This window comes from Psychrobacter sp. H27 (assembly GCF_059072655.1).
In genome coordinates, this window is the sequence record NZ_JCACRX010000001.1 from 1,042,413 (window position 1) to 1,056,594 (window position 14,182).

11 protein-coding genes and 1 pseudogene are annotated in these 14,182 nt (G+C 41.3%); 7 read left to right on the forward strand and 5 right to left on the reverse strand.

Annotation, left to right across the window (positions count from 1 at the left end; all coding sequences use genetic code 11):
* Positions 1-542: 542 nt before the first annotated feature.
* Both nirB and nirD read left to right on the forward strand, forming a co-directional pair.
* Complete coding sequence (gene nirB / locus AC5JPY_RS04095; protein ID WP_493852161.1) at positions 543-3,128, forward strand: nitrite reductase large subunit NirB; 2,586 nt, start codon at positions 543-545, stop codon at positions 3,126-3,128.
* Between the two features lie 90 nt (positions 3,129-3,218).
* Positions 3,219-3,569 carry a nitrite reductase small subunit NirD gene (gene nirD, locus AC5JPY_RS04100; protein WP_238036651.1) on the forward strand — a complete coding sequence of 117 codons (351 nt, stop codon included), beginning with the start codon at positions 3,219-3,221 and terminating at the stop codon, positions 3,567-3,569.
* Positions 3,570-4,054: 485 nt separating this feature from the next.
* Here nirD and AC5JPY_RS04105 read toward each other — a convergent pair whose 3' ends face one another.
* Positions 4,055-5,176 (reverse strand): Fic family protein, encoded by a 1,122-nt coding sequence (locus AC5JPY_RS04105; RefSeq protein ID WP_493852162.1) that lies wholly within the window; start codon positions 5,174-5,176, stop codon positions 4,055-4,057.
* 526 nt (positions 5,177-5,702) lie between these two features.
* A complete protein-coding gene (locus tag AC5JPY_RS04110; protein WP_493852163.1) occupies positions 5,703-6,803 on the reverse strand; it encodes an L-dopachrome tautomerase-related protein in 1,101 nt (366 codons plus the stop codon).
* Between the two features lie 451 nt (positions 6,804-7,254).
* On the opposite strand from AC5JPY_RS04110, the gene AC5JPY_RS04115 reads away from it, so the two are divergent.
* The gene (locus AC5JPY_RS04115) at positions 7,255-7,593 is read left to right on the forward strand and encodes a hypothetical protein (protein ID WP_493852164.1); all 339 of its coding nucleotides are present in this window, start codon (positions 7,255-7,257) and stop codon (positions 7,591-7,593) included.
* Between the two features lie 188 nt (positions 7,594-7,781).
* Here AC5JPY_RS04115 and AC5JPY_RS04120 read toward each other — a convergent pair whose 3' ends face one another.
* The 3 genes from AC5JPY_RS04120 to ocd form a co-directional block, all read right to left on the reverse strand.
* On the reverse strand, positions 7,782-9,185 hold the full coding sequence (locus AC5JPY_RS04120; RefSeq protein ID WP_493852165.1) for a YjiH family protein: 1,404 nt from the start codon (positions 9,183-9,185) through the stop codon (positions 7,782-7,784).
* Positions 9,186-9,271: 86 nt separating this feature from the next.
* Positions 9,272-10,231, reverse strand: coding sequence for an arginase (locus AC5JPY_RS04125; protein ID WP_493852166.1), 960 nt, complete (start codon positions 10,229-10,231; stop codon positions 9,272-9,274).
* Between the two features lie 67 nt (positions 10,232-10,298).
* Entirely contained in the window at positions 10,299-11,393 is a 1,095-nt protein-coding gene (gene ocd, locus AC5JPY_RS04130) for an ornithine cyclodeaminase (RefSeq protein WP_493852167.1), read from the reverse strand.
* A 169-nt stretch (positions 11,394-11,562) separates the two neighbouring features.
* Between ocd and AC5JPY_RS04135 the strand changes: the two genes are divergently transcribed.
* The 4 genes and pseudogenes from AC5JPY_RS04135 (at position 11,563) to AC5JPY_RS04150 (ending at position 13,725) form a co-directional block, all read left to right on the forward strand.
* Positions 11,563-11,994, forward strand: a complete 432-nt coding sequence (locus AC5JPY_RS04135; protein ID WP_443527125.1) for an Lrp/AsnC family transcriptional regulator — start codon at positions 11,563-11,565, stop codon at positions 11,992-11,994.
* A gap of 178 nt (positions 11,995-12,172) precedes the next feature.
* Positions 12,173-12,292, forward strand: a pseudogene (locus AC5JPY_RS04140) (TetR/AcrR family transcriptional regulator); the annotation flags it as partial.
* A gap of 150 nt (positions 12,293-12,442) precedes the next feature.
* On the forward strand, positions 12,443-12,670 hold the full coding sequence (locus AC5JPY_RS04145; RefSeq protein ID WP_493852168.1) for a hypothetical protein: 228 nt from the start codon (positions 12,443-12,445) through the stop codon (positions 12,668-12,670).
* Positions 12,667-13,725 (forward strand): alcohol dehydrogenase family protein, encoded by a 1,059-nt coding sequence (locus AC5JPY_RS04150; protein WP_493852169.1) that lies wholly within the window; start codon positions 12,667-12,669, stop codon positions 13,723-13,725. Before AC5JPY_RS04145 ends, AC5JPY_RS04150 begins: the two co-directional genes overlap by 4 nt.
* Positions 13,726-14,182: the final 457 nt, after the last annotated feature.

A 14,182-nucleotide genomic window follows, 5' to 3' on the forward strand; every position in this document is an offset into this window, starting at 1 on the left:
GCGACCATTAAGAGAGTGCAATGGATGTGCCAGCTGCAAATATAAAATTGACATAGACATAAAGCATCATCTTTTTTAATAGGGCTACGCTTTGTACCAGATGGCTCTAAAGGCATCCCAATTAAATAATATTGCTTAGATAAAACTAAGTTACCTCTCAGTTAATTAAAGTAAGCGATGCACCTTTAAAGTAACAACCAAAACCAAATTGGTGCATTTTTGTCACTATTTTGGTGCATAGGATGTAAATGACAACTATTAAAAAGATCATATTAAGCAATTACTTACAACAGAAAATAGCATCACCAAAAGTACTGGCATGACCTTATAAACTGGTAAGGCTACATATCTTTTAACTATATAAGGGTTCGATAATTGAATGTCATTAATTGTGTTTGGCACGATTATTGAGGGCTTAATAGTTATAGGCATCTAATTATTAACGACTATCTATCATTGAACCATTTAAAAATTAACTTGTGATTTTTGAATTGGACATTAGATGAAAGTATTTAAGCAAACCCATTACTGAGGATAGGCATATGAGTAGCACTATAGTGAGTACGATGAGTAAAGCTAAATTAGTGGTGATTGGTAACGGTATGGTCGGGCATCATTTTATTGAACGCGCCATAGAGCAAGGCTTACACGATCAGTTTGAGATTCACGTATTTGCTGAAGAGGATCGCCCAGCTTATGACCGGGTGTATCTATCGAGCTATTTTGAACATAAAGATGTGAGTAAACTAAACTTAGTGGACTTGAGCAGGTATGAGGATGCTCAGATTCAGTTGCATCTTAATCAGCGAATCACAAACATCGATGCCGCCAATCAATGTATCAGCACGGAAGACGGTACCCAGATAGACTATGCTGAATTGGTACTAGCAACAGGCTCCTATCCGTTTGTGCCGCCGATTCCAGGGCGCGAGCATCCGCACTGTCATGTCTATCGTACGATTAAAGATTTGGATGATATTCTCAGTACTGCTGAGCAGCCAAAAGTCAAAAGAGGCGTCGTGGTCGGTGGTGGTCTGCTGGGTCTTGAGGCAGCTAAGGCCCTAGTCACACTAGGACTAGAGACTTACGTGGTAGAGTTTGCGCCTCAGCTGATGGGCGTACAGCTCGATGCTGCTGGCGGTGATATTTTAAAACGTAAAATTGAAGCCCTTGGCGTCAAAGTACTAACAGGTAAAAATACTAAGGCCATTATCGACAATACCCTATCGGATGAAGCATCGTGTCATCTAACCATGCAGTTCGCTGATGATACGTCGTTGGATACCGACATGATCGTCTTTAGTGCGGGTATTCGTCCGCAAGATGGCATTATCAAAAGTAACCCTGAATGCGGTATTGAAATCGGCACCCGTGGCGGTATTCTGATTGATAAAGCCTGCCGTACCAATGCCCCGAATGTATATGCCATTGGAGAATGCGCCGTATGGGACAACACCGTTTTTGGCTTGGTCGCGCCAGGTTATAGCATGGCCAGTATTTGCGCCGCTCAAATCGCAGGCGATCACGCTCAGACCTTTACAGGCGCTGATATGAGCACCAAGCTCAAATTGATGGGCGTCGATGTGGGCAGTATCGGCGATGCGCACGGCGCAACAGAAAACAGTTTGAGCTACTTATACCAAAACCCTGCTGAGGGTATCTACAAAAAACTGGTAACCACAGCAGACAATAAACGGCTACTGGGCGCTGTATTGGTAGGCGACACTGAGGACTACAATAATCTCTTGCAGCTATTTCTAAACGATATTGACCTGCCTGCCCATCCTGAAAGCCTGATCCTACCCAACGTAGAAAAACCCACCATGGGTATCGAGAACCTGCCCGATAGCGCCACGATTTGCTCTTGTTACAACGTCACCAAAGGTGCTATTTGTGCCTCCGTTGAAGACGGTGCTTATACCATGGCAGAGGTGAAATCATGTACCAGTGCTGGTACCGGCTGTGGCGGCTGCGCACCTATGGTAAAAGACACATTAGGCTATCAGCTAACCGCGCTTGGTTTTGAAGTCAATAATGATCTGTGTGAGCATTTTGCTTACTCACGTCAGGAGTTGTATAGCTTGATTCGAGTACAAGGCATTAAGACATTTGATGCGCTATTAGATGAGCACGGTAGTGGTCATGGCTGCGAGATTTGCAAACCAACTGTCGCCTCTATTTTGGCGTCTTGTTGGAATGATTATGTACTCAAGCCCGAACTCACGCCACTGCAAGACAGCAACGATTACTATCTAGGCAATATTCAAAAAGATGGCACTTATTCGGTCGTGCCACGCGTGCCTGGCGGTGAAATCACTGCAGATAAACTCATCATCCTCGGACAAGTCGCCAAAGAGTTCAATCTGTATACCAAAATCACTGGCGGTCAGCGCGTCGACTTATTTGGCGCACGTTTAGACCAACTGCCCGATATCTGGACCCAACTGGTCGATGCTGGATTTGAGACGGGCCATGCTTATGGTAAATCTCTGCGTACAGTGAAATCTTGTGTGGGCAACAACTGGTGTCGCTACGGTGTCGATGACAGTGTGGGTTTAGCACTTAGACTAGAAGACCGCTACAAAGGCGTGCGCTCACCACACAAAATAAAAATGGGCGTATCTGGATGTACCCGTGAGTGCGCTGAAGCGCAAAGCAAAGATTTTGGGATTATTGCCACTGAAAACGGCTGGAATCTCTTTGTCTGCGGTAATGGTGGCATGACCCCACGTCATGGCGAGCTATTCGCAACGGATCTTGATACGGATACAGTTGTCAAATATATCGACCGTATTATCATGTTTTATATCAAGACCGCAGATAAGCTTCAGCGTACATCCAAATGGCGCGAGAGCCTTGAAGGTGGACTTGAGTATCTACAGGCAGTCATTATTGAGGACAGTTTAGGTATCGCTGAGGAGCTAGAGTCACAGATGCAATTACTCATCGACAACTATGTTTGTGAATGGAAAGCCACCATTACTGATAGCGAAAAACTCAAACGTTTCCGCCATTTTGTGAATAGTGAGCAAGGCGATGACAATGTGGTATTCGTCACTGAGCGAGAGCAGATTCGCCCTGCAACCGACATCGAAAAGACGCAAATAAAAGTGACCGAATTGGCGTAATCTTAACGTGTCAGCGTCTATTCATAGTAGACGCTAAAAAGTATTTTTTGTTGTTGGTCTCATTTATATTTTACTATTAAGGATCTTCTGATGACTCAGCTCACTGTATGCAAAATCAATGATATTATTCCCGAGACAGGTGTCTGTGCGCTCGTGAACGGCAAACAAGTGGCTATTTTTTGCACCAAGCAAACACAATTATTTGCGCTTGATAATTATGATCCGTTCAGTCAAGCCAACGTCTTGTCTAGAGGTCTGATTGGCGGCACCACTATTACCAACGAGGACGGCTCTGATGAAAATGTGCTATATGTCGCCTCACCTATTTATAAGCAACGCTTTAATCTTGTCACAGGTCAATGTTTAGATGACAAAAGCATTATACTCGACACTTATAAAGTAGAGCTTGAGGGTAGCGATGTCATCGTAAAATATAACTAGGTACTTGTGTGTCTAGTACATACTACCTTCTAGGCTATTGAAGCAGCCTTTGACTTTAAGAGTCGAAGGCCGTTTTATTCTTCATCAAACCTTTTGTCATCCCCTAATAAATTAATGAGATTAGAAAAGCTATTTGTGATTATTTATAAATCAACACTAAAATGACAATGCACATTTATCACACAGGAATAAGGCATCTTGCTTTATTTTCTACAATCAATAACTGCATAGTAGATGTATAGCAAAGTCTAAGCGCTTTTATCCTCTTGAACAATCAGCTTGGACTCTATGTTGATCCCTTGTACATACAAAGAAGACCTTCTAAATATAACCCTCTTATAAAGTTAAGACTTCCTTATCGTATCGAATATTTTAGACCTTCATAATGGAACCACTCATATTATGTCACTGAATGGGTTGTCTCTCTTGCAGTTTGTTCGAATACTTTCTTGCTGTCATAGCGGAATTAAAAAATACTATTTTTATCATAAAACCAACTCATAACTCGTACTACGCCCTGATGCTACAGACTTTTGCATCATACCCTTCTCTATTAAATCATTAATATCTCGTAGTGCCGTATCTATAGAGCACTTGGTTATGGTCGCCCATTTCTTAGTGGTGAGCTTGCCATAAAAATCAGTCAGCAAAATATTTAGCATTTTTACTTGCCTATCATTTAAAGCGCACTGTCGATGCGTCTGCCAAAAGTCTGATTTACTGATGATTTTGTCTGTAGTTTCTTGAGCTACAATGAGGGATTGCTCTAGCGTTTGCAAAAACCACACCAACCAATCTGTGATATCTTTATCACTTTTTTGCGTACGTTCTAGTATTTTGTAATAGTCATTACGCTGTTTAAGAATTTGCGCTGACATACTATAAAAGCGTTGGGCACTGTTATCGCTTTTTGCCAGCATACGTTCTGTGAGTGCTCGTGTTAGTCGTCCATTTCCATCATCGAATGGATGCAAAGTCACAAACCATAAATGAGAAACACCTGCTTTTATGACCAAATCTATATCATCTTGCTTATTTGGCGAAGTGTTAAACCACAATAAAAATTTGCTTAACTCATCTGGCAACCTATCGGCACTCGGGGCAACAAAATGAACCCGCTCGCGACCATACCCACCAGACACTACTTGCATTGGCCCTTTACTATCATCACGAATACTGCCTGCTTGAATACGATAAAGCCCACTATATCCATCTGGAAATAATGCTCGATGCCATCCAAGTAAATCATCTAACAATAGTGGCTGTTGATAACGATAGGTGGCACTTAGCATCATCTCTACCACGGCATCGATCTCACGAGTAGTGGTTGGCATACTGGCATTATCCAGCCCTAAATGCCGCGCAACTGAAGAACGAACTTGCTCATCATTTAGTGTCTCACCTTCTATCTCAGAAGTTTTGATAATCTCTAAGGTCACCGCATCTAATTGTGCCTCAACATTCAGATCGAACCCTAGTGTTAGCAGCTTTCCTAGTAAATGGCCTTGTAATATCCGCACACGACTGACGAGTGGCAATAGCTTTTTGTCCGACCATTGCCATTCAGTCCAGTTTGGATGTTCATGAATATAAGTAACATGCTTCATATGTTCCTCAGAAATATGCAGAGATTAGGACAGTAATCTCCTTATATTATGCAGAGAATAAGTAGTAGAGGCAATACGCAAAAACTCAAAAATGACAATAGTAGATGCAATAAGAGTAGATTCTCAACAAACACACATATTCTTTTATTCTGGTAAGGGCTTGAGTAGAGGTAAAAATACTATAAAAATACAGTGCCCAATTACGAGTTAAATTTTATTCTATTACAATTTACATTGTGATTATTAAATCGTATAATATATACAGGCTATGAATATCAGTGTATGTAAGATAATATCATTTTTTACACGTTCGTTGACCTACCTTGACATGGTAGAGGTCGTTGGTTCGAATCCGATTACGCCTACCAGATTCGAAAAGCCCCAATCTTAAGATTGGGGCTTTTTTTGTCCGTAAAATATGGGCTTTCTCGATTACTGTTTTTCATTACCAAGGTTACGCCTTAAGGTATGCAAACACAGTCGATGCCGAAATGGCGCCTGTCACGCCACATCGACTGTATTGCTATTATTGGTTCCCTACCCACACTCTATAAATATAGTAAGGCGGCTGGCCTTTATCGACGGTGCCGGTGAACTGCGGTGTTTTATGTAATTGATTTACTGCAACATACAACCAACCATTCGTATCTAAAGACACATTATCAGGCCAGTCGAATCGGCTGTCTCGTACTAACGATGTTAGCTGTCCTTTCGTATCAAGCACATCTACGCCATTATCGTTTAAGTTGGTAAAGTAGTGATTTCCATAACTGTCTGTAGTAGCGCCATCTGAAACGGGTTTATCACCAACACGTATAATGCTCTTACCAATCTGTTCATCACTGGCTTTAGTTCTAAATAAGGTAGCATCTAAGCTATACCAAGATTCACCGTTCATCGCGCCAAAATAAATCGTATTATTATCAGCGGACATCGTGATTGGGTTTAAACCATTGTTTGTCGGCTTGCCACCCATCATAATCTCAACACCATTGATTACCATTTTTGCATCAGCTTCAGGTTGCAAAGCGACATGATTGCCAAAACGGCGTACTTCATTGGTGTTCATATCAATAGCAATAATGGCTGGATTGGGAATATCCGCTAAATAAATCCATCCATTTTCTCTATCAACCACCAAGTCTTGCACAAAACTATTTTTTGGTGCGATATTTGTCGGTATATCGATTTTGCTAATTACTGCGCCAGTGTCAATATCAAATCCCCAAACACGAGTTTTACCAATATGTTGACCCATATCGACGATCCATAACCCACCTTGATCGTCTTTAGTAATACCTAATGGTGTATCAATGGTCGCTTCACCATACTGGCCTTTAGGAGATTGAAATTTGTTTGAAGGCCATGGCTGATAGCGGTTAGGTCCAGTCACTTCAAATAACTGTATCCCCTGTTCACCATCGTTAGGATGCACGGTAGAAAACACCCGACCGCCACTCGTAGCCATAACATTGCCTGGGCGGATAGGTAAACCGATAACCGTTTCTATCTGCCCCACTGTAGCTACATCGCTTTTTACTTGCGTGACGGACATAGCATCGCGCTCAACTAAACTACACCCTGCTAAAGCTGTCGTGATTAAACCAATAATAAAAATATTTTTCATCGTGAATTCCTGAGTATTTAAAGAAGCCTATAACGATGTCCATTTTAACTTTTCTACCAAATATTTCTGTTCTTTTCATGATACCTCTAAAGTCATCAGTTCAAAGATAAAAGTGGAAAATAGAAAGTTCTATTATTTGTAATGCCAGTTTGATTTAATGTCAGCTTATTTAACATCAGCTTGATTAGTCATTACATACTTTTGAGAGACATAGCGCTTCATCAGGGTAGTCAATATAGCGTGTTATCAAAGCTGTAATAAACATGGGCAGATAGGCGTAAGTCGTTACTCTTCTTAAATTTTCATCAAACTACGCAACGTTTTAATCCCTTATCATTCTTGTTGTCGGAAAGGGATTAATAAAGAGACGCCTTATCTAATCGAAATCGCTAATGTTAGATGATTTTGCAAACTTGTTTATTCAACCAAGATATATAAATAGGATCACACCATGAAAAAATTACTATTAGGCTCACTATTAGCTGCAACAACTTGTGTCGCGATGATTGCTCCTGCAACAGCCGCTAGCAATACTGCCGCGCCAAATTCAGCACAAATGCAACATAAAGGCGGTACGCACAAAGGACCACTTTCAAAAATCAATCTAACGGCTAAACAGCAAGCACAAGTTAAATCTATTCACGATAAGTATCGCAGTCAAGGCAAAGATGGTCGCCAACAGGCTCGAGCTGAGATTGCAAAAGTCCTAACAGCACAGCAACGTTCGCAGTTAGAGAAAATGAAGGCTGAACATGAAGGCAGTGGTAAGCATCGCGATCGTGGACATTAATACTAGATAGCTAAAGCAAATCCTCCATAAAGCAAAATAGCCCATCTACCATAGATGGGCTATTTTGCTATGTGACAACGAGAACTATTAGAGGCTTTTGCTCCTAAGTAGCATTGAGTTTACTCGCTTGTGCTTTTTATGACTCCTGCTGTCAATCCTGTAGTCTTAAAACTTGGGAGATAATCCTGTTAAAAAATCATATGAGCACACAAGGCAATGATTGGTAATGAAATAAGTGTTCTTAATAGAAAAATGACTAATAACTGAAAAAAGCTCACTGGAATTTTGGTTCCTAAAATCAATCCACCTACTTCCGACATATAGATCAATTGAGACACTGACAAACAAGCGATGACAAACCGAGTCAACTCTGATTCTATTGAAGAGCCTATGATGGCAGGTAAGAACATATCTGCAAAACCTACCATAATCGTTTTTGACATTTCTGCTGCAAACGGTATGTTTAATAGCTCTAAGAACGGAATAAATGGCATACCTAAATAGTCAAATACAGGCGTCTCTTCTGCAACAATTAAGCCCATGGTCCCTATCGCCATGACGACAGGTAATATCCCAATCCACATGTCCAAGATGTTTTTTAGCCCCTCTTTTAAGAAAGTAGCAAAGCTTGGACTCTTATCGGCCTTGTGGACGGCTTTGTGTAGACTATGAGTAAATAATGTTTTCCCTTTAGGAATGGTTTCATGATCTCTATCACTGTTTTCTATCGTATAAGTATCTTCAATTCTAGATAACGGTAGTAATCTTGGTACTACTAAAGCACAAACAATCCCGCATAAAGCAACGACCCCAATCATATTAAGAAAGTAGCTTTCTAGTTTGACTTGAGAGATGACGACCAAACAGAACGTAATCGAAACGGCTGAAAAACTTGTGGCAATAACGGCCGCTTCTTTTTTAGTATAAAACCCGCCTTCTAATTGCTTATCTGTTAATAAAACGCCGATCGTTCCATCACCCAGCCATGATGTCAGGCAGTCGACAGATGACCTACCGGGTAAGCCAAATAAAGGTCGCATTACTTTACTCAATAAAACCCCAAAAAATTCTAATAAGCCAAAATCGAGCAATAGGGGCAGTAATAACCCAGCTAAGAAAAATACGATAAACAGTATTGGCATTAGTTCATATAATATTAAGCCGCCAATATTATCTGAATATATTGCCTCAAACCCAAATTTAAAATAGGTCACGACAACAAAGAACGCACCAAGCATTCTAATCACAAGCCAAGGTGTCGTAACGTTCAGCAAATTATTTAGAAACGCATTATTCAAAATCAATGAAGGTTTCATAACTTTGGTATACAACGTAGCACACAAGGTAATCATGATTGAGGTGACAACGAGTAAGGGCAAGAGGTCACCGATATACCCTTGGATATAATCCTTCAACACAGATATAGGAATGGTAAATCCCTCTGCATAGGTGACAAACTTACCATCTACATAAGGAATGGGAAATACGAACAGCATCAAACCTATGATAGATGGTATGAAGAACTTTAAAAACTGTCTGATATTGATGCTGCTGGCCTCTTTGCTTGAGGCATTAGTCTTAATAATGTCCATATTATTTTTTGACTCCCTGTCAATTTCAACTACTATAAATAATGTCGTTCAGATTGGTTTTTGTGAGTTATTCCAAATTTTCTATACTAGTAATTATTTAAAAGGGAGTGCGTCACTTCTTCTAAAATTTTAAATATTCTGGTTGAGTCATCTTTTGAATTGTTGTACAAAGGATTAATCTCTGCCATCTCCCAGCAGCATACTTTTTCATTCTTAATTAACTCTATATTGAGCTGCATGGCTTGCTCATAAGACAGACCATTCATTGCTGGCGTACCTGTCCCTGGGACATATAAGGGATCAACACTATCGACATCAAATGAGACGTAAATATGATCACAATACTCTAGTTTTTTAAAGATTTCGGCTACTGTGGCGCTGATGCCTTTTTTGGTTATTTCAGCCACACTATATAACGGAATTTTGTGTCTTTTGATTAACTCCATCTCCTCTTCTTGATAGTCTCTAACGGCACAAAACACGACGTTTTCTGGCTTGATTGATGGCTCATCAGATGCCATAAATTTCAATCGCTCCCAATATTCCTTCTCTTTTTCAGAGAGGTCATTACGTTTGCATTCTAGATTATCAATCGCACAGGCCATGGCCAAAGGCATGCCATGCATGTTGCCTGATCCACTGGTATACGGCGAGTGAAAATCAGCATGGGCGTCTATATACACCACACCGATCTCAGCATCAGGATGCGCCATTTTGAGACCGTGCATGGTTCCTGCACAGCTGGAATGATCACCAGCGATAACGATAGGAAATTGATTATCTTCTCTAATCTCTTTTATTTTATGTGCCAATTTAGAGATAACAGGCTCAATCACATCAGCGTATTTTGCATGTTTAAATGACGACTCTTCTTCGTGTATGTATTCATTTTTGATACTGTCAAGTTGCAGTTTTTCATAGTAGTCTGCATTCATCTCTTTTGATGATGCGCGCAATGCATCAATGCCTAGTGACGCGCCTTTCTTGTGCCCTGCGACATCCGAATACACTTCTACTATTCGCACGTTTTTCATTAAATCATTCATTATCTTGTCTCCATTAAGTAAAGCAATTCTTTCATTATTCAAATTTATAATTGATCTTTTTAACCACTTACGCCATAGATGCAGCTTCATTCGTCGCTATGCTACGATCTTTGTTGTGAGCTTTGACTACCGAATAAAGGTTTTTGGGATCTTGTTGATGAGGGATCAAATCAAGCAGCTCATAGGCGTCCTGTTTTTTGATCAAATCACGCAAAAACACTAGAGCTGTAAAGTCTTCTGAAGCAAAACCAACGCCGTCAAATACGACTAAGTTATTGTCGTTGGTGCGCGCTTCTTTTTCACCGTTTACGATGCGATGGAACTCTGTCACAGGAAAGTCTTGAGAGAGCTGTTGAATATCGCCTTCGATACGGGTTTGTGGTTCAAACTCTACAATGACATGATCGGCTCTTAGTAGAATATTGGCATCCAGCTCGGTTTTGCCAGGGCAATCGCCACCGATAGCGTTGATATAGACGCCTTTTTTGACCATATCATCACGCAGAATGGTGGCGTTTTTCTTATCTGCGGTACAGGTCGTGATGATATCTGCGCCTTCAACCGCTTCTTCTACCGTTTTACAGATAGTAATATCCAAACCTGAATCGGCAAGGTTATGCGCTACTTTTTCAGACGCAGCTGGATCAACATCATAGAGACGTACTTTTGAGATGCCAACCACTGCCTTCATGCCCATTGCTTGGAACTCTCCTTGAGCACCATTACCAATAAGCGCCAAGGTTTTAGCGTTTTTAGGCGCACAGTGTTTGGCAACCAGTGCCGAGGTCGCCGCCGTACGTAGTGCGGTCAAGATGCACATCTCTGTTAATAAAATCGGATAGCCTGTGTCAACATCAGACAATACGCCAAAAGCGGCTACCGTCTGTAAGTCCCGTTTGGTATTGATGGGATGGCCATTGACATACTTGCATGCAAACATGTCACCATCGCTGACAGGCATGAGCTCTATGACACCATCTTTGGAATGAGAGGCAAAACGACTGGATTTTTCGAACTGCTCCCAGCGAGAAAAATCCTGCTCTAAAGCATCTACCAACTCTCTTATGGTTTGTTCTATACCATAATTACTGATGATTTCAGCCATCGCCTGTACGCTAACAAATGGCACACCCTGCTTTTGAGATACGATAAATTTAGACATTAGTTTTGCTCCATTCCATGAATATTGTTTGTTAAACCGACAATCAATATCCTACCAACTATAAATGTCAGTTAAAATGTCAATAATTTATTAAATATTGATATATTTTTGACATATTGATAAGCAACACTTAGCATAATGTGAAAAACCTAATAAGGGAGACATTTTTATGGCGTACTACACTTATGACTCTTTAGACAGCGAGCTGATATCTGAACTGCGACAAGACGGCCGCGCAACCATCTCAATCCTTGCAAAAAAACTTAAAGTCTCGCGTGCCACTGTCCAAAACAGATTGGATAGACTGATTCATAATGGCGCTATTTTAGGCTTTACGATTCGAGTGCATGAGGCACTAGATAACGAAACGGTCAAAGCGATGATGATGATCGAGGTGACAGGGAAATCTACGTCACAAGTGATTAGAAAATTGCGCGGTATCCCGCAATTGATCAAGCTGCATACTACCAATGGGGCGTGGGACTTGGTGGCAGAGATACACACGACAAGTTTGAGAGAATTTGATGAAGTGCTGCGGCAAGTAAGAGAGATCGATGGCATTCTTAATAGCGAAACCAGTGTTTTGCTGTCGAGTTTATGACGCAAGAGTACCTCAGAAAATATATTCAACACCGTCTAAAAACACCTTCCTGGTGAAGACGCAAGATTATCGCTATCATCAAACAGACTGCCTTGACAAAGGTAGAATAAATGCTTTACTCTTTAAGTAGAACATTCATTCTACTTTTGGGAGTTTTGTTATCAAAGAAGATATTGCTATTAAGCTCGAAAAGGCATTTAGCCGATATGGTTTTGCCGAGCCAAGTGTTGCTCAGCTCAAGACAGCATGTAATGTAAGCCTACGAACACTGTATAAGTATTATCCCTCTAAAGAGATGATGGTCGTTGCTGCCTTGGACTATCGCCATCAAAGATATCTCGACTTTTTACTCAATGAATCACCTCCTCCTGGCATAGCTTCTATTTTTCATATTTTTGACAGACTCGAACAATGGATGAAAGCGTTCGCACCACACGGTTGCATGTCTATGAGTGCTGTGGCAGCTTTTCCTGATGATCCAGTGATTGCAAGCTCAGTGCAGAAGCACAAACAAGAAGTCAGGCACTTTTTGGGACAACAAAGTCAGAGAGAAGATCTTGCGACGGCCATCTTTTTGTTACATGAAGGCGTGACGAGTTCATGGCCTGTATTAGGAACAAAGGCCATCATCTCAGCCCAGCGCACACTATCAACACTTTTAGAGGAAGACAAATGATGCAACCGATCCCAAAGACAATGACAGGTGTCCAGCTTATCGGTCATGGTGGCCCAGAGATGCTCAAATACCGTGATGATATTCCTGTCCCTACTGTCACTTCAGATGATGTACTCATCCGAGTTTCTGCAGCAGCGGTCAATAATACAGATATCAATACCAGAGCGGCATGGTACTCGAAAGGCAATAGCAGTAGCGCTGATGCCAGTTGGTCTGGCACTGCAATGAGCTTCCCTCGTATCCAAGGTGCAGATGTCTGCGGTACGATAGTAGCAGTCGGTGCTAATATTAGTCGTGAACGTATTGGGGAACGGGTTCTTGTTGAACCTTGTATTCATGAAATCGATGGTCAACCACTGAACTCAGCTGGTTACTATGGCTCAGAGTGTGACGGTGGATTTGCTGAATATACAGTAGTCGCTGCCAAACATGCCTATGCCGTAAATAGTATGCTCTCTGATGTCGAGCTGGCTTCGTTCCCATGTTCGTATTCTACTGCTGAGAATATGCTCACGCGAGCGAATGTCTCGTCGTATGACAAGGTGTTGATATCCGGCGCTTCAGGCGGTGTTGGATCAGCAGCAGTCCAGCTGGCAAAAGCGCGCGGCGCTTATGTTATTGCTATCACCAGTCCAAGTAAAAACCAACAGCTGCTAGAACTTGGAGCGGATCAAGTGATACCTCGAGATGGTGACTTGGTTGATGCAATAGGCGAAAACTGCATTGATGTCGTGATTGATTTGGTCGCAGGAAGGCAATGGCCTGAATTTTTACAATTGCTAAAACCAAGAGGTCGGTACGCTGTGTCTGGCGCGATTGGAGGCGCATTGGTTGAGCTGGATATCAGAACACTTTATCTAAAAGACTTAACTTTTTATGGCTGTACTGTACTTCAACCTGAAGTCTTCCAAAACCTCGTTAACTGCATCGAGCAACGTAAAATAGCCCCAATCATTGCGCGTACCTTTCCATTAAAAGAGATACATGCTGCTCAAGAGGTTTTCTTAGAAAAGAAACACGTCGGTAAAATCGTTTTAAAAGTTGCTCAAGAATAACCACTTGTCTCTCTTAACTTATTTAACGTAGTCTGTTCTAAGTGCAGCCCAATCAACACAACTGCGAAGCATATATCCGTTTACTACATAGAGGATTTATCAGATAGACATCTAGCTTCTTGATAAATCCTCTAGCATAACAATAATAAAGTTATCAAACGTGCCAATAAAGAATACATGAGTGTTGTTACCATTCCTGCCTCAAGTCATTCAAGGTCGACCAGGTCAACAACATTCCAATCCATTGGGCAGCGTACATGGCAGTTGGTTTTGCTGAGACTGATATCATCTATGTCAGGAAACAAACCACAATGACTGAAAGTCGTATCATTGGGTCTGATGGCAAACTATACACGCATGACACCACGACTTGTTTAATATGCAATAATCAGCTGATAGGCAGTAATGAGCGTAAAGATAGTTTTTACTCAACCTGCTTTTGATAATCGATGAAAAT

Coding starts and splice junctions, on each gene's coding strand:
- AC5JPY_RS04115 (WP_493852164.1), top strand. CDS start 7,255: ATGAAAAAATTACTATTAGGCTCACTATTAGCTGCAACAACTTGTGTC.
- ocd (WP_493852167.1), bottom strand. CDS start 11,393: ATGTCTAAATTTATCGTATCTCAAAAGCAGGGTGTGCCATTTGTTAGC.
- AC5JPY_RS04105 (WP_493852162.1), bottom strand. CDS start 5,176: ATGAAGCATGTTACTTATATTCATGAACATCCAAACTGGACTGAATGG.
- AC5JPY_RS04135 (WP_443527125.1), top strand. CDS start 11,563: ATGGCGTACTACACTTATGACTCTTTAGACAGCGAGCTGATATCTGAA.
- AC5JPY_RS04120 (WP_493852165.1), bottom strand. CDS start 9,185: ATGGACATTATTAAGACTAATGCCTCAAGCAAAGAGGCCAGCAGCATC.
- nirB (WP_493852161.1), top strand. CDS start 543: ATGAGTAGCACTATAGTGAGTACGATGAGTAAAGCTAAATTAGTGGTG.
- AC5JPY_RS04145 (WP_493852168.1), top strand. CDS start 12,443: ATGAGTGCTGTGGCAGCTTTTCCTGATGATCCAGTGATTGCAAGCTCA.
- nirD (WP_238036651.1), top strand. CDS start 3,219: ATGACTCAGCTCACTGTATGCAAAATCAATGATATTATTCCCGAGACA.
- AC5JPY_RS04110 (WP_493852163.1), bottom strand. CDS start 6,803: ATGAAAAATATTTTTATTATTGGTTTAATCACGACAGCTTTAGCAGGG.
- AC5JPY_RS04125 (WP_493852166.1), bottom strand. CDS start 10,231: ATGAATGATTTAATGAAAAACGTGCGAATAGTAGAAGTGTATTCGGAT.
- AC5JPY_RS04150 (WP_493852169.1), top strand. CDS start 12,667: ATGATGCAACCGATCCCAAAGACAATGACAGGTGTCCAGCTTATCGGT.